This is a genomic window from Allorhizocola rhizosphaerae (genome assembly GCF_003426775.1).
Classification (GTDB): domain Bacteria; phylum Actinomycetota; class Actinomycetes; order Mycobacteriales; family Micromonosporaceae; genus Allorhizocola; species Allorhizocola rhizosphaerae.
On record NZ_QJUG01000207.1, the window covers coordinates 1 to 15072 of the forward strand.

The 15072-nt window shown below is 68.0% G+C and carries 14 protein-coding genes and 1 tRNA gene; 13 read left to right on the forward strand and 2 right to left on the reverse strand.

The annotated features are described in order from the left end of the window. The 5 genes from DM816_RS32465 to DM816_RS32485 all read left to right on the forward strand — a co-directional run. A partial coding sequence (locus DM816_RS32465) for a hypothetical protein (RefSeq protein WP_162908066.1) occupies positions 1 to 209 on the forward strand: 209 nt, incomplete at its 5' end. Between the two features lie 76 nt (positions 210 to 285). After that, on the forward strand, positions 286 to 1707 hold the full coding sequence (gene pyk / locus DM816_RS32470; RefSeq protein ID WP_117214299.1) for a pyruvate kinase: 1422 nt from the start codon (positions 286 to 288) through the stop codon (positions 1705 to 1707). Next, positions 1707 to 2612, forward strand: coding sequence for an acyl-CoA thioesterase (locus tag DM816_RS32475; RefSeq protein ID WP_117214300.1), 906 nt, complete (start codon positions 1707 to 1709; stop codon positions 2610 to 2612). The genes pyk and DM816_RS32475 overlap by 1 nt, the downstream gene beginning before the upstream one ends. Positions 2613 to 2616: 4 nt before the next feature. Continuing rightward, positions 2617 to 3525, forward strand: coding sequence for a threonine ammonia-lyase (locus DM816_RS32480; RefSeq protein ID WP_117214301.1), 909 nt, complete (start codon positions 2617 to 2619; stop codon positions 3523 to 3525). Positions 3526 to 3534: 9 nt separating this feature from the next. Continuing rightward, on the forward strand, positions 3535 to 3933 hold the full coding sequence (locus tag DM816_RS32485) for an RrF2 family transcriptional regulator (RefSeq protein ID WP_117214302.1): 399 nt from the start codon (positions 3535 to 3537) through the stop codon (positions 3931 to 3933). On the opposite strand, the gene DM816_RS32490 is transcribed toward DM816_RS32485, so the two are convergent. Both DM816_RS32490 and DM816_RS32495 read right to left on the reverse strand, forming a co-directional pair. Continuing rightward, on the reverse strand, positions 3913 to 4881 hold the full coding sequence (locus DM816_RS32490) for a helix-turn-helix transcriptional regulator (RefSeq protein ID WP_117214303.1): 969 nt from the start codon (positions 4879 to 4881) through the stop codon (positions 3913 to 3915). The two genes, DM816_RS32485 and DM816_RS32490, sit on opposite strands and share 21 nt — an antisense overlap. Positions 4882 to 4950: 69 nt before the next feature. Continuing rightward, positions 4951 to 5033: transfer RNA gene (locus DM816_RS32495), tRNA-Leu, on the reverse strand. A gap of 108 nt (positions 5034 to 5141) precedes the next feature. Between DM816_RS32495 and DM816_RS32500 the strand changes: the two genes are divergently transcribed. The 8 genes from DM816_RS32500 to polA all read left to right on the forward strand — a co-directional run bounded on the left by DM816_RS32500 (position 5142) and on the right by polA (position 14910). Next, on the forward strand, positions 5142 to 5753 hold the full coding sequence (locus DM816_RS32500) for an ANTAR domain-containing response regulator (RefSeq protein WP_117214304.1): 612 nt from the start codon (positions 5142 to 5144) through the stop codon (positions 5751 to 5753). Between the two features lie 10 nt (positions 5754 to 5763). Then, positions 5764 to 6876 (forward strand): hypothetical protein, encoded by a 1113-nt coding sequence (locus DM816_RS32505; RefSeq protein WP_117214305.1) that lies wholly within the window; start codon positions 5764 to 5766, stop codon positions 6874 to 6876. A 307-nt stretch (positions 6877 to 7183) separates the two neighbouring features. Further along, positions 7184 to 8347 carry a branched-chain amino acid ABC transporter substrate-binding protein gene (locus DM816_RS32510; RefSeq protein WP_117214306.1) on the forward strand — a complete coding sequence of 388 codons (1164 nt, stop codon included), beginning with the start codon at positions 7184 to 7186 and terminating at the stop codon, positions 8345 to 8347. A gap of 97 nt (positions 8348 to 8444) precedes the next feature. Continuing rightward, positions 8445 to 9395, forward strand: coding sequence for a branched-chain amino acid ABC transporter permease (locus DM816_RS32515; RefSeq protein WP_117214307.1), 951 nt, complete (start codon positions 8445 to 8447; stop codon positions 9393 to 9395). Beyond that, entirely contained in the window at positions 9392 to 10576 is a 1185-nt protein-coding gene (locus tag DM816_RS32520) for a branched-chain amino acid ABC transporter permease (RefSeq protein ID WP_117214308.1), read from the forward strand. The genes DM816_RS32515 and DM816_RS32520 overlap by 4 nt, the downstream gene beginning before the upstream one ends. Then, complete coding sequence (locus DM816_RS32525) at positions 10576 to 11352, forward strand: ABC transporter ATP-binding protein (RefSeq protein WP_117214309.1); 777 nt, start codon at positions 10576 to 10578, stop codon at positions 11350 to 11352. Before DM816_RS32520 ends, DM816_RS32525 begins: the two co-directional genes overlap by 1 nt. Further along, positions 11342 to 12052, forward strand: a complete 711-nt coding sequence (locus tag DM816_RS32530; RefSeq protein WP_117214310.1) for an ABC transporter ATP-binding protein — start codon at positions 11342 to 11344, stop codon at positions 12050 to 12052. Before DM816_RS32525 ends, DM816_RS32530 begins: the two co-directional genes overlap by 11 nt. 170 nt (positions 12053 to 12222) lie before the next feature. Continuing rightward, positions 12223 to 14910 (forward strand): DNA polymerase I, encoded by a 2688-nt coding sequence (polA, locus tag DM816_RS32535; protein ID WP_117214311.1) that lies wholly within the window; start codon positions 12223 to 12225, stop codon positions 14908 to 14910. Positions 14911 to 15072: the final 162 nt, after the last annotated feature.

Genomic DNA, 15072 nt, shown 5'->3' on the forward strand with positions numbered 1-15072 from the left:
CACGGCGGCTGGTCAGCGCGCTGGCCGGGGCGGCGGTGGCCGAGCGGAGCCCGTCGGCGCGCGAGGCACAGCTGCACGCCGCTGCGGAACTGGTCGAGTGGCACCCGGGCGCGCGTCCCGCCGCGGCGGCGGTCGCGGGCATCGATCCCGCGGGCGCTTCGGTGTCGGAGCAGGAATATCTGGACTTCCTCACTCAAGCGGACGGATGAACGGTACTCGACAAGATGTGGAACTCCAGCAGCCCTCTTGCGGCTCAGATCACAGGGGCGACTAGCATTGCGGAGCGTGACACGCCGAGCAAAAATCGTCTGCACGCTGGGCCCCGCAACCTGGTCCCCGGAGCGCGTCCGGGGTCTGATCGAGGCCGGCATGGACGTAGCCCGCATGAACTTCAGCCACGGCTCGCACGCCGACCACGAGGTCGCGTATCAGCGCGTGCGTGAAGCGGCGGCCGCGGCCAACAAGGCTGTGGCGACCCTGGCCGATCTGCAGGGCCCGAAGATCCGGCTCGGCAAGTTTGCCGACGGACCGCACGAGTGGCGCACCGGTGACACGGTGGTCATCACGAGCGACGACATTCAGGGCACCGCGGACAGGGTCTCCTGCACCTACAAGAAGCTTCCCGACGAGGTGAAGCCCGGCGACCGGCTGCTCATCGACGACGGCAAGGTGGCCGTCGAGGTGGTCAGCGTCGACGGGCCCGACATCCGGTGCCTGGTGATCGAGGGCGGCCCGGTCTCGAACAACAAGGGTGTGTCGCTGCCCAACGTGGCGATCAGCGTGCCCGCCCTGTCCGAGAAGGACACCGACGACCTGCGCTTCGCCCTGCGGCTGGGCGCGGACCTGATCGCGTTGTCTTTCGTGCGCTCGCCCGACGACATCAAGCTCGTGCACACGATCATGCAGGAGGAGGGCATCCTCCGGCCGGTCATCGCGAAAATCGAGAAGCCGGAGGCGGTCGCCAACCTGGAGGCGATCGTCGACGCGTTCGACGGGCTGATGGTGGCCCGGGGTGACCTGGGCGTGGAGCTCCCGCTCGACCAGGTGCCGCTGGTGCAGAAGCGCGCGGTGCAGCTGGGCCGCGAGTTCGCCAAGCCGGTCATCGTGGCCACGCAGATGCTCGACTCGATGATCGAGAATTCCCGGCCGACCCGTGCCGAGGCCAGTGATGTGGCCAACGCGGTGCTGGACGGCGCCGACGCGGTGATGCTCTCCGGTGAGACCAGCGTGGGTAAATATCCGGTGCTCACCGTGGCCACCATGGCGAAGATCATTACTACGACCGAGAGCGGGCACGTGAGCGTGCCACGCCTGCAGCACGACCCGCGCACGAGGGGTGGCGCGCTGACCGTGGCGGCCTCGCAGATCGCCCGCGCGGTCGGGGCCAAGGCGCTCGTCGCGTTCACCGTCAGCGGCGACACGGTGCGCCGGCTCTCCCGGCTGCACTGCGAGCTGCCGCTGCTGGCGTTCACCCCGCAGCGCGAGGCCCGTGATCAGCTCGCGCTTTCCTGGGGCGTCGAGACGTTCCTGATGCCGTTCGTGCATCACACTGATGACATGTTCCGTCAGGTCGACGAGATGCTGCTGGGCATGGGCCGGGCCTCGGTCGGCGACTACGTGGTGGTTGTCGCCGGCAGCCCGCCGGGCACACCCGGCTCCACCAACACGCTGCGCGTGCACCAACTGGGTTCCCTGGCGACGCCTTAATGCGCACACCCGCTTTTCGGACGGACGGCGACGAGCCCGTGTCGGGGCAGGCGTCGGTGGACGCGCTGGTGAAGCTGCTCGACCTCACGCAGGTCGAGGAGCTTCACTTCCAGGGGCAAAATCCGCTGGTCGGGCCGATGCGGGTGTATGGGGGACAGGTCGCCGCGCAGGCACTGGTCGCGGCCGGCCGGACCGTGGATCCGGCCCGGCTGGTGCACTCGCTGCACGGATACTTCGTGCGGCCCGGCGACCCGGCCGAGCCCATCGACTATCGCGTCGAGCGGATCCGGGACGGGCGGTCGTTCTCGGTGCGCCGGTCGGTCGCGCTGCAGGAGGGCAAGCCCATCTTCTTCATGTCGGCGTCGTTTCACATGCAGGAGAAGGGGCTCGACCATCACGACCCGCCCCCGCCGGGTCTGCCGGGCCCCGAGGAGACGCCGTCGCTGGACGAGCTGATCGCCCACTATCCGGAGCGCATCGGCATCTGGAAGGCGATGCCGCGCCCGTTCGACGTGCGCTACCTGGGTGCGCCCGGCTGGCTGCGGCCGGGCGACCGGCAGGCCGATCCGCACAACCGGGTGTGGATGCGCATGGACGGCAAACTGCCCGACGACCCGCTGCTGCACGCCTGCATGCTGACGTATGCGTCGGACATGACGCTGCTCGACTCCGTGCTCTCCGTGCATGGTGAGGTGTGGGGGCCGGGCGGCGTGATCGGCGCCTCGCTTGATCATGCGCTGTGGTTCCACCGGCCATTCAGAACCGATGAATGGTTCTTGTACGACTGCTGGAGCCCGTCGGCGGGAGGCGGGCGCGGTCTGGCCACCGGGCGGATGTTCACCCGCGACGGACGCCACATCGCGACCGCCGTCCAAGAGGGACTCTTGCGACGCGTGGGAGCCTAGAGGCATGGATCTGGTGACGCTCGACGAGCTCAGGGCGGCGGCTGCCCGGGTACCCTCCACAAAGGTTTTGAAATTTCTCGATGAGCTGTGGCTGAAGCCGGAGAATCAGCAGCCCACCGGGTCCTTCAAGATCCGGGGTGCGACGAATGCGATCGCTGAGCTCAAGCCGGAGGCGGTCATCACGCACTCGTCGGGCAACCACGGTGCCGCGCTGACATATGCGGCCAAGGCGGCGGGCGTGCCCTGCACGGTGGTCGTGCCCGACACGGCTCCCACAGTGAAGATCGACGCTATGCGCGCGCTCGGGGCCGAGCTCGTGGTGGTGGCTCCCGATCAGCGGTTCGCGGCGGCCGAGCGGCGCGCGGCCAAGACCGGCGCCACGTTGATCCCGCCATTCGACAACCGGCATGTGATCGCCGGGCAGGGCACGATCGGGCTGGAGATCGTGGAGGAGCTGCCCGGGGTCGAGGCGGTGCTCGTGCCGATCGGCGGGGGAGGCCTGATCTCGGGTGTGGCGGCGGCGGTCAAGTCGCTGCGCCCGGACGTGAAGGTGATCGGTGTCGAGCCGGAGCTCGCGGCCGACGCGCAGGAAAGCCTGCAGCGGGACCGGCTCATCGGCTGGAGCACGGACCGGACCTATCGCACGGTTGCCGACGGGGTGCGCACCGGGTTGTCCCTGCTGACGTTCGCGCACCTGCGGGAATATGTCGACGACATCGTCACGGTGTCGGAGGACGAGATCCTGCGCGCGGTGGGCGAGCTGGCCCGGTTCGGCACGGTGGCTGAGCCGTCCGGGGCGCTGACCACCGCGGCATACATGTATCGGCGTGGATGGCTGCCCGCCGGGCGGACGGTCGCCGTGATCTCCGGCGGCAACGTGGACCCCGAGCTGCTGCGAAACTGCCTCGCCTAAGCTTGATCCATGCGCCTTTCCGCCCGTGTGGACTATGCCCTTCGAGCCGTGCTGGAGCTGGCCGAAAGCGGCGGGACCGCGCCCGTCACGGCGGATCGGATCGCGCGGGCGCAGGAGATCCCGCCCAAGTTCTGCGAGAGCATCCTGCTGCAGCTGCGCCGGGGTGGCATCGTCTACGCGCAGCGCGGGCCGGAGGGCGGATACTGGTTGGCCAAGCCGGTCGACCAGATGACGCTGCTGGAGATCATCGAGGTGATCGACGGGCCGCTCGGCTCGCCGCGCGCGGTGTCGGGCAGTGGTCCGCTGGCCAAGGTGTGGGCGGCACTGGAGGATGCCGAGCGGCGCATCCTGTCCGAGGTGACCATCGCGCACGTGGTGTCGGGCGAGCTACCGGTAGCGCTCGTATAGCGTCTCGACCGTCTCGGTGATCAGCTTGCGCAGCTCGTCGGGGCTCTCGACGACGACCTCGGGGCCAAGACGCAGCATCTCGCCGAGGGTGTGCTCGATGGACTCGATCGGGATCGTGGTGGTGACCCAGCCTCGATTGTCCACTTCGGACGCATTGGCTACGGCCTGGCTGGCGACGGCATGGCCGAACAGGTCGTGCAGGCGTTCCATGCCGCGCCTTGATAGGCGCACGGTGGCGACGCCGCGGTGGCGCCGGGACTCGAAATCGTCCAGATAGGACTGCCAGTGGTCGGCGAGGTTGAAGTCCGCCGGGCGATCGAACGGCTCGTCGCCGAGCGGGTGCAGCTCCAGGATCTCGGAGACGCGATAGGTGCGCGGGGTCGGGCCGGCCACCAGATACCACCGGGCACCCTTCAGCACCAGACCGAGCGGCTCCAGCGTGCGGATCACCTCGCGCGGCGCCTCCCAGCGGCGGTAGCGGATCCTTATGCGGTGCTGGCCCCACACGGCATTGGCCACGGCGAGCAGATGCGGGACGTCGTCCGGCTGGCGATACCACCCCGGGACGTCGAGATGGAAACGCTCGCGGATGCGGCCGGCCCGGTCGCGCAGCTCGGCGGGAAGCGCCGCCATCAGCTTGAGCTGGGCGGCGGTGACCACGGCGCCCAGGCCCAGCTCGGCGGCCGGGCCCGGCAGGCCCGCCAGGAAAAGCGACTCCGCCTCGTCGGTGGTCAGGCCGGTCAGCTGCGTGCGATAACCGTCAAGCAGTTGGTAGCCGCCCGACCAGCCCGCGTCGCCGTAGAGCGGGACCCCGGCGGCGTGCAGCGATTCGACATCGCGATAGATCGTGCGGACGGAAACCTCAAGCTCGTCGGCCAGCTGCTGGGCGGTCATCCGGCCGCGCGTTTGCAGGAGCAGCAGGATGCTCAGAAGCCGGGACGCACGCACGCCCTGACATTAGCTGTCAGCTTTTCAGGCTGACGTGCTCGTCCAGGACCGCGACGCGGTGTCGCTCGGTGCCGGAGGCGGGAGTCGAACCCGCATGCCCTTTCGGACAACGCATTTTGAGTGCGCCGCGTATGCCATTCCGCCACTCCGGCAGGTCAGCCCATGGATCGGGTTTTGCACCAACCCCTGGAGCCTTCGATACTGTACCCGACTACGCTCAGGGGTAAGAAACGGCATTCGGTGTTGTAGGAGTGGTTCGGGTGACGACCGAGGGACAGGCCGGTGGGGCGCGCAAGCGCGTGCTGATCGCTGAGGATGAGGCGCTGATCCGGCTCGACCTTGCGGAGATGCTCGGCGAGGAGGGTTACGACGTGGTCGGGGAGGCGGGCGACGGCGAGACCGCGGTGCGCCTGGCCGAGGAGCTGCGCCCGGATCTGTGCATCCTCGACATCAAAATGCCGATCATGGATGGGCTCGCCGCGGCCGAGAAGATCGCGGGGGCGAAGATCGCCCCCGTCATCATTCTGACCGCGTTCAGCCAGCGGGATCTGGTCGAGCGGGCGCGCGCCGCCGGGGCGATGGCCTATCTGGTGAAGCCGTTCCAGCAGAGCGATCTCGTGCCCGCGATCGAGATTGCGATGTCGCGCTTTGCCGAGGTGGCCGCGCTGGAGGCCGAGGTCGCCGGGCTGACCGATCGCCTGGAGACCCGCAAGGCGGTCGAGCGGGCCAAGGGCGCCCTGATGACGCAGTACGGCATGACCGAGCCGCAGTCGTTCAAGTGGATTCAGCGCACCGCGATGGACCACCGGATGACCATGCGCGAGGTGGCCGAGCGCATCATCGAGGAAGCGCAGCAGGCCGAGGCTTCGTAGGATCTGCCGCATGCGGTTCGCGTGTGCGGTGGTCGTGGTCGTGGTGCTGCTCGCCGGCTGTGGCGGGGACGCCCGCGAGGAGCTGGTGTGGCACCCGCTCACCCTGCCCAACCCGCCCGGTGAGGTGGCTCGCCAGCTGCCGCGCAAGGTGGTCGCGTGCGGCAGCATGTGGTGGGTGGTGGGCGGTGTGGCCGACGCGTCCGGCGCGACCCGCCCGGCCGTGTGGGCGTCGATCGATGGCTCGGCGTGGTCGCCGGTCAGGCTCGTACCCAAGTCGTACTACGGCGAGCGCAGCGTGCTTTACGCCGCGGCCTGCCACGACGGCAAACTGGTCACGATCGGCGGCAAATCCGGTGGGGCTCATGGAAACCCTCGGATTTCTACGTGGTACCAGGAAAGCACCGGCGCTCTGTCCGAAGTGGAAGCCTATTTCGAGCTGTTCGGCGGCAACACCATGGTGCGCGCCGCCCGCATGGCGGGCGGGCCGCGCGGCTGGATGATCGCGGGCAGCCGGACCGGCGGGGCCGCCGTCTGGACCTCGGCGGACGCTACCTCTTTTACCCTGCGCGAGGACGTGCCCGAGCTGCGCAGTGACCAGCGCGGCAGCACCTGGGCCACGGACGTCGTCGCGACTGCCGAGGGCTGGCTGCTCAGCGGCGGCGTGCGCCAGCGCATCGACGGCGATCCGCTCCTGTGGACGTCGGCCGACGGCGTGTCGTGGTCGCGCCTGTCGCCCCCGGCGACCGGAGAGCACGAGGAGATCCAGCGACTGCTCGCCCGCGACGGTGTGGTCTATGGCCTGGGCCTCAAGGGCAGGTCCTTCGCGGTATGGCGGGTCGAATCGGGTACCGCGAAGATCATCGGCACCTTCGGCGAGCACGCCTCGACCGGGGTCGCGTCGGCGGTTTCCTTCGGCCGGATCGCGGTGGTCTCCACCGGTACCGAATATGAATTGTGGAGCTCAACAGACCTGGAGAGATGGCGTCGGGTCAGCGGGCCGGCCGGCGCGATGTCGGCTCAGGGCGACCGCTACGCGGCGGCCGCGGTGTCGGCCGGCCGGATCATCCTGCTGGCCGACGATGGGGTGTCCGGCCGGCTGTGGTCGGCAGAAATCGGGGCATAACGGCTCAGCCTATGCGGCAAATGTGAGATCCGTCCCGGTATTCGGGCATCTCGACGTTGTGGGGGTCGCCACATCGCCATGCTAGATTCAGTCGATACGGTGCGACTGGATAAACGGAGAGTGACGACGGCGGCACGTATAGGTTACGTAACGTTTAGGTCAACCCGCCCGCGAAGGTCTTACCACCGGACTGCATCGTGGGATAACGTCCCCGGCCAGACCGACTAATGACCGGTCAGGTTCTGGTGCACGCGTTTTGCCATACCGGCACGTGTGGCCGGGCCATGGATGGAGGAGGGTTCAAGTCTTGAGGCAGCGATTTACGCGCGTGGTCGGTGGCGTGGCACTTTTCGCGCTCGTCGCCGTCGGCGCAGCGGCATGTAAGAAGGACGACGCCGGCCCGGGTGGGACCAACGGTGCGGCGTGCGGCCTGAAGATTGGTTTCTTCGGCGCGCTCACCGGTGACAACGCCGGTCTCGTGACCCCGATCAAGCAGGGTGCCGAGCTGGCCGTCGCGCAGTACAACGACAAGAACAAGGACTGCACGGTGACCCTCGCCGAGTTCGACTCGCAGGGCTCGGCCGACAAGGCTCCCGGTCTGGCGACCAACGCGGTCAACGACGCGAAGATCGTTGCGATGATCGGCCCCGCCTTCTCCGGTGAGTCCGAGGCCGCCAACCCGATCTTCGAGCAGGCGAAGCTCCCGGCGATCACGCCTTCGGCCACGCGGCCGAGCCTGAGCACCAAGGGCTGGACCATCTTCCACCGCGGCGTCGGCAACGACCTCGCACAGGGCCCGGCCGCCGCTCGGTACATCAAGAACGTGCTGAAGGCCGAGAAGGTCTTCGTGGTTGACGACCAGTCCGCCTACGGCGCCGGTCTGGTGGACGAGGCCAAGAAGATCCTTGGCACCGCCATCGTCGGTTCCGACAAGGTCACCGAGAAGCAGCAGGAGTTCGGCGCGACCGTCTCCAAGGTGACGGGCAGCGGCGCGACCGCGCTGTTCTACGGCGGCTACACGGCCGAGGCCGCGCCGTTCCTCAAGCAGCTGCGCTCGCAGGGCTGGCAGGGCAAGTTCCTCGGCGGCGACGGCATCAACGACGCCAACTTCCTGTCGGTGGCCGGCAAGGACTCCGAGGGCGTCATCGCCACCTGCCCGTGCGCCCCGGCGACCGCGGCCAAGGGCACCTTCGTGCAGGACTTCAAGAAGAAGTTCAACGCCGACCCGGGTGTCTACGCCGACGTGGCGTACGACCTGGCCAACATCTTCCTGGAGGCCTTCCAGACCGGCAAGGTGACCCGGGCTGACGTCCAGGCGTTCCTGGGCAGCTACAGCAAGACGGGTGCCGCCTCCGGTGTCACGTACAAGTGGGAGGCCAACGGCGAGCTGGACCCGAGCCAGGTGGTCGTGTGGGCGTTCGAGGCCAAGGGCAACGCGTGGGTTCCGGCCCAGGAGATCCCGAAGAGCTGACCTTCACGGGCAGTGCTTCGACTATGGAAAAGCGCCGGTGCGGCCGGGACACGTCCCGGCCGCACCGTCATTGACAGCGATATCCTCGGGAGCTCCCGTGCATTTTGATGATCTCGTCAACGGATTCCCTAATCTGACGACGACAGGACTGACCCAGGGTGCGATCTACGCATTGATCGCGCTGGGTTACACGCTGGTCTACGGCGTGCTCAGATTGATTAACTTCGCGCACTCCGAAGTCTTCATGTTCGGCACATTCGGCGCGATGTGGACCTGGGGCTGGCTCGGTTTCGGCAGCACCAGCGGGCGCCCCGGCCTGGGCACGGCGATAATGCTGATCGCATTGGGGCTGGTCGTGGCAGCCGTGGTGTCCGGCGCCACCGCGGTCGTGGTGGAGCTCGTGGCCTATCGACCGCTGCGGCGGCGCAACGCGCCACCGCTCGCCTTCCTCATCACGGCCATCGGTGCGTCGTTCGTGCTGATGGAGCTCATGGGCGCGGCCACCGGCCGGATCCAGTTCGGCATGCCGCCGCTGCTGCCGTCCAACCCCGTCATCAACGTCGGCGGTTGGCGGATCACCCCGCTTCAGCTGGCCACGTTCGTCGTGGCGCTGGTCGTCATGTTCGCGCTGGACACGTTCGTGCAGAAGACCAGGTTCGGCCGCGGCATCCGCGCGGTGGCGCAGGACGCCAACACGGCAGCGCTCATGGGCGTCAACAAGGGGAAGGTGATCGCCCTGGTGTTCCTGCTCGGCGGTCTGCTGGCCGGGGTCGCCGCCGTGTTCCACAACATGAAGACCGGCAACACCCGGTTCAACGTCGGCTTCCTCATCGGCCTCAAGGCGTTCGCCGCCGCGGTGCTCGGAGGCATCGGCAACCTGCGCGGGGCGCTTGTCGGTGGGCTGCTGCTGGGCTTGGTGGAAAGCTACGGCTCGGCGCTGTTCGGCTCCAACTGGACCAACGTCATCGCGTTCGTGGTGCTCGTGGTCCTGTTGATGTTCCGGCCGACCGGTCTGCTGGGCGAATCGCTAGGGAGGGCTCGGGCATGAGCGCGGTAACGGATCTCTGGCATCGGGTGACGGGCTTCTTCAACCAATCCAAGCCCGCCCGGATCGGTCTGATCGTCGTCTTTGTGGCGTTCCTTTACGTCCTGCCGAACCGGGAGTTCTACGAGTACCTCAACATCCCCGGCGTGTGGATTCCGCTCTACACGACGGGCAACGACATGGCCTTCGTGCTGTTCACCTGCACGTGGACGATCCTGCTGGCGCTGGGGCTCAACGTCGTCGTCGGCTACGCGGGCCTGCTGGATCTGGGCTTCTTCGGCTTCTTCGCGGTCGGCGCCTACACGGTGGCGCTGATGACCTCGCCGGAGAGCAAGCTCATCACCGAGTACAACTGGTTCGAAAGCCCATATCCGTGGCTGGTCACGGTACCGATCGCGATCGCGCTGGCGTTGCTGTCCGGTGTGCTGCTGGGCTGGCCCTCGCTGCGCGTTCGAGGGGACTACCTGGCGATCGTGACGCTCGGGTTCGCCGAGGTGATCCGGATCATCGCGAAGAACCAGGACTGGATCCTCAACGGTGACCGGGGCATACCGCAGGTCGGGCACCCGCCGGGCACCTGGCCCGACGGTACGCCGATCTTCCAGTTCGACGCCAAGCCGTACTACTGGCTGGCGCTCACGATGGTGATCGTCGCGGTGTTCCTGATCCGCAACCTGGTACGCAGCCGGGTCGGGCGGGCGTGGGTGGCCATCCGCGAGGACGAGGACGCGGCCGAGCTCATGGGCGTGCCGACGTTCCGGTTCAAGCTGTGGGCGTTCGCGATCGGGGCGGCGGTGGGCGGCATATCGGGATCGCTCTGGGCCGGGTACAACAACTTCGTGAACTCGGCGACGTTCAGCGTCGAAAACTCGATCCTGGTGCTGGCCGCGGTGCTGCTGGGCGGCGCGGGCAACCAGGCCGGCGCGATCCTGGGCGGCTTCCTCGTGGTGTACGTGCCGGAGTGGCTGCGCTCGGTCGGCGACGTGTTCGGCTGGCCCAAGACCGTGCGCGTGTTCGACATCAACCTCGATGTCAGCCCGACCTCGCTGCGTTACGCGTTCTTCGGCGTGCTGCTGATCGTGGTGATGATCTTCAGGCCGCAGGGATTGTGGCCCAACCGCAGGCGGGCCGCCGAGTTCAAGGACCGCCGCCAGGCTGTCGTCGTCGGTGAGGGAGTGGGTTAATGGATCGCAAGCCCTTGCTCGAGGTCGACAACGTGACGCTGCGCTTCGGCGGTGTCGTGGCGCTGGACCAGGTCAACTTCACCCTGTACGAGGGTGAGATCCTGGGCCTGATCGGGCCGAACGGCGCCGGCAAGACCACCTGCTTCAATGCGATGACCGGGGTCTATCTGCCCACCGAGGGCCAGATCCGGTTCCGGGGCGAGCAGATCAGTGGGCGGAAGCGGTTCCGGATCACCAAGATGGGCATGGCCCGCACGTTCCAGAACATCCGGCTCTTCCCGGAGATGACCGCGCTGGAAAACGTGCAGGTCGGTGCGGACGCGCACCACCGCACGAGCGTGCCGAGCGCGCTGCTTCGCCTGCCGCGCCACTGGCAGGAGGAGAAGCAGGGGCGCGCGTTGGCCGAGGAGGTGCTCGACTTCGTCGGGATCAGGCATCGGATCCACGAGGTCGCGCGCAACCTGCCCTACGGCGACCAGCGCCGGCTCGAGATCGCGCGGGCGCTGGCCACCCGGCCCACGCTGCTGTGCCTGGACGAGCCCGCCGCGGGCTTCAACCCGGCGGAGAAGGCGTCGCTGCTCGAACTCATCCGCAAGATCAGGGATTCCGGCGTCACCGTGCTGCTCATCGAGCACGACATGCGGCTGGTCATGGGCGTCACGGACCGGATCGTGGTACTCGAATTCGGAAAGAAGATCGCGGAAGGGAGCCCGGCCGAGGTCCGGGACAACCCCAAGGTGATCGCCGCCTATCTGGGGGTACCGGATGCTGCTTGAGCTGGACAACGTGACCCTGCACTACGGGCGGATCCAGGCCCTGCACGGGATCAGCCTGCACGTGGACGAGGGCGAGGTGGTGGCCCTGATCGGGGCCAACGGCGCCGGCAAGTCCACGACGATGCGGGCCATCTCGGGTCTGCGGCCGGTGTCGGGCGGGCGGATCAGGTTCGCCGGAGCCGACATCACCAACCTGCGGGCCGATCTGCGCACGGTGCGGGGGATCTGCCAGTCGCCCGAGGGTCGGGGCATCTTCCCGGGCATGACCGTGCGGGAAAACCTCGACATGGGCGCGTACTCGCGGCGTGACACGGCCGAGATCGCCAAGGATCTGGAGCGGGTGCTGACCCTGTTCCCGCGGCTGCGGGAGCGGATCAGGCAGCCGGGCGGCACGCTGTCCGGCGGCGAGCAGCAGATGCTCGCGGTCGGGCGGGCGCTGATGAGCCGGCCGAAGCTGCTGCTGCTCGACGAGCCGTCGATGGGGCTGGCGCCCATGCTGATCCAGCAGATCTTCAGCATCATCACGGAGATCAACGAGCAGGGCACCACCGTCCTGGTCGTGGAGCAAAACGCGCAGCAGGCGCTGTCGCGGGCGCACCGGGCCTATGTCATGGAGACCGGGCACATCGTCAAGGAAGGCCCCGGTCGGGCCCTGCTGACCGATCCGGCCGTCAAAGAGGCATATCTGGGTGTGGCCTAGGCGGCACGTAGCGAAATGCACCCGGCGCTTCGTTCGCCGGGTGCATTTCTCTGAGGCCCGCTGCACGGAGCGCCGCTCACTCGCCGGGCGCGATGGCGCTCGCCGCAGAATGGGGGGCGCTCCACCGGTACCCTGAAAAGAATGTCGGTGGCAGGGAATAAGCTGCACGGGTGAGCGAGACCCTGCTGCTGCTAGACGGCCACTCCCTGGCATATCGTGCGTTCTTTGCCCTGCCGGTGGAAAACTTCTCCACCGCGACCGGACAGCCGACCAATGCCGTTTTCGGCTTCACGTCGATGCTGATCAACATGTTGCGCGATGAGAAACCGACGCACATCGCCGTGGCCTTCGACGTGTCGCGGGTGTCGTTCCGCAGCGAGCAATACAAGGAATACAAGGCCGGCCGCAGCGAGACGCCGTCGCCGTTCAAGGGCCAGGTGAGCCTCACCCAGGAGGTGCTCGACGCGCTGCGCATCAAGCACGTGCAGCTGGAGGGCTACGAGGCCGACGACATCATCGCCACCCTGGCCAAGCAGGCCACCGAGGCGGGCATGAAGGTGGTCATCTCCAGCGGCGACCGCGACACCATGCAGCTGGTCAACGACAAGGTGACCCTGCTCTACCCGAAGCGGGGGGTCTCCGAGATCGCCCGCATGGACCCTGCCGCCGTCGAGGAGAAATATGGGGTACCGCCCGGCCGCTACCGCGATCTGGCCGCGCTCGTCGGCGAGAGCAGCGACAACCTGCTCGGTGTGCCGGGGGTGGGCCCGAAGACGGCGGCCAAGTGGGTCACCCAATACGACGGCGTCGAGGGCGTGATCGCCCACGCCGACGAGATCAAGGGCAAGGCGGGCGACAGCCTTCGCGAGCACCTGGCCTCGGTGATCCGCAACCATCAGCTCAACCGGCTGATCGACGACGTCGAGGTGCCGCTGTCGGTGGCCGAGACCCGTTGGGAGGGCTGGGATCGCGAGGCCGTGCACCGGGTGTTCGACGCGCTGGAGTTCCGCGTGCTGCGCGACCGGCTCTACGACTACCTCGACTCCGCCAAGCCCGAGGCCGACGAGGGGTTCTCGGTCAACGGCGAGATGCTCAGCGAGCCGGGCTCGGTGGCGGCGTGGCTCAAGACTCACGCGGTCAAGCCGGTGGCCATCGCGATCAGCGGCACGGCCGGGCGCGGCACCGGCTCGGTCAACGGGGTGGGCCTGGCCAGCGCCGAGACGGCCGCGTTCTTCGACCCGACGCAGCTGAGCGAGGCCGACGAGAAGGCGGTGGCCGCGTGGCTCGCCGACGAGGGCAAGCCCAAGGTGCTGCACAACGCCAAGCCGGTGATGCTCGCGTTCGCCGCGCACGGGTGGCAGCTGCGCGGGCTGAGCCACGACACGGAGCTCGCCGCCTACCTGGCGCGACCCGACCAGCGGACCTACGACCTGTCCGACCTCGCGCTGCGTTACCTGCACCGCGAGCTGCGCGCCGAGACCGCGCCCCAGCCCGACAACGGGCAGCTCACGCTCGACTTCGGCGACCAGCCCGACACCTCCGGCGCCGACGCGCTGATGCTGCGGGCGCGGGCGACGTTCGACCTGGTCGACGCGCTGTCGGCCGAGCTCGACCGGGCCGGCTCGGGCACGCACGGCGGCACGCGGCTGCTCAAGGAGGTCGAGCTGCCGCTGGTCTATGTGCTGGCCGAGATGGAGCGCATCGGCATCGCGGCCGACAACGAATACCTGTCGGAGTTGGAGTCCTTCTTCGCGGGCGAGGTCAAGGCGGCGGCGCAGGCGGCATACCAGCTCGTGGGGCGGGAGTTCAACCTCGGCTCGCCCAAGCAGCTGCAGGAGATCCTGTTCGAGGAGCGCAAGCTGCCCAAGACCAAGAAGATCAAGACGGGCTACACGACGGATGCAGAGTCGCTGCAGTCGCTGTTCGCACAGACCGGCGATCCCGTGCTGGAGCACCTGCTGCGGCACCGCGACGTGGCCAAGCTGAAGTCCACTGTGGACGGTCTGCTCAAGTCGGTGAGCGACGACGGGCGCATCCACACCACGTTCTTCCAGACCGTCGCGGCCACGGGGCGGCTGTCGAGCACCGACCCCAACCTGCAAAACGTTCCGATCAGGACGGAGGAGGGGCGGCGCATCCGGCGCGCCTTCATGGTCGGCGAGGGATACGAGTCGCTGATGACCGCCGACTACAGCCAGATCGAGATGCGCATCATGGCGCACCTGTCCGAGGACGAAGGGCTGATCGAGGCGTTCGCCTCGGGCGAAGACCTGCACTCGACCATCGCGTCCAAGGTGTTCGATACCAAGGACGTGTCCGCCGATCAGCGGCGCAAGATCAAGGCGATGTCTTACGGGTTGGCCTATGGGCTTTCCGCATATGGGCTTTCGCAGCAGTTGGGCATCTCGACCAGCGAGGCTTCGGCGCTGATGGAGGACTACTTCGCGCGGTTCGGCGGGGTGCGCGACTACCTGCACCGGGTGGTCGACCAGGCCCGGCGCGACGAGTTCACCCAGACCGTGCTGGGGCGGCGGCGATACCTGCCCGATCTCAACAGCGACAACCGGCAGCGGCGCGAGATGGCCGAGCGGATGGCGCTCAACGCCCCGATCCAGGGGTCGGCCGCCGACATCATCAAGGTGGCCATGCTGCGCGTGGACCGCGCGCTGAAGGAAGCCAAGCTGAAGTCGCGCATGCTGCTGCAGGTGCACGACGAGCTTGTGTTCGAGGTGGCGCCGGGGGAGCGGGAGGCGCTGGAGGCGTTGGTGCACGAGCAGATGGGCGGGGCTTACGAGCTCACGGTTGCGTTGGAGGTTTCGGTTGGGGTGGGGCGGAACTGGGACGCGGCTGGGCACTGACCTGGCTGAGTCTTGGGGTGTGGTGTTTGTGGGGTAGGGCGCGGCGCGGTGTTTGTGGGTGGGACGCTGCTCTGCGCTGACCCGCCCGGAGCCTTGGGGCGCAGTGTTTGTGGGCGCGGCGTTTGTGGGTGGGGTGCGGTGTTGTGGGTGGGGCGCGAGGTG

Coding starts and splice junctions, on each gene's coding strand:
- DM816_RS32475 (WP_117214300.1), top strand. CDS start 1,707: ATGCGCACACCCGCTTTTCGGACGGACGGCGACGAGCCCGTGTCGGGG.
- DM816_RS32480 (WP_117214301.1), top strand. CDS start 2,617: ATGGATCTGGTGACGCTCGACGAGCTCAGGGCGGCGGCTGCCCGGGTA.
- DM816_RS32485 (WP_117214302.1), top strand. CDS start 3,535: ATGCGCCTTTCCGCCCGTGTGGACTATGCCCTTCGAGCCGTGCTGGAG.
- DM816_RS32505 (WP_117214305.1), top strand. CDS start 5,764: ATGCGGTTCGCGTGTGCGGTGGTCGTGGTCGTGGTGCTGCTCGCCGGC.
- DM816_RS32520 (WP_117214308.1), top strand. CDS start 9,392: ATGAGCGCGGTAACGGATCTCTGGCATCGGGTGACGGGCTTCTTCAAC.
- DM816_RS32525 (WP_117214309.1), top strand. CDS start 10,576: ATGGATCGCAAGCCCTTGCTCGAGGTCGACAACGTGACGCTGCGCTTC.
- DM816_RS32530 (WP_117214310.1), top strand. CDS start 11,342: ATGCTGCTTGAGCTGGACAACGTGACCCTGCACTACGGGCGGATCCAG.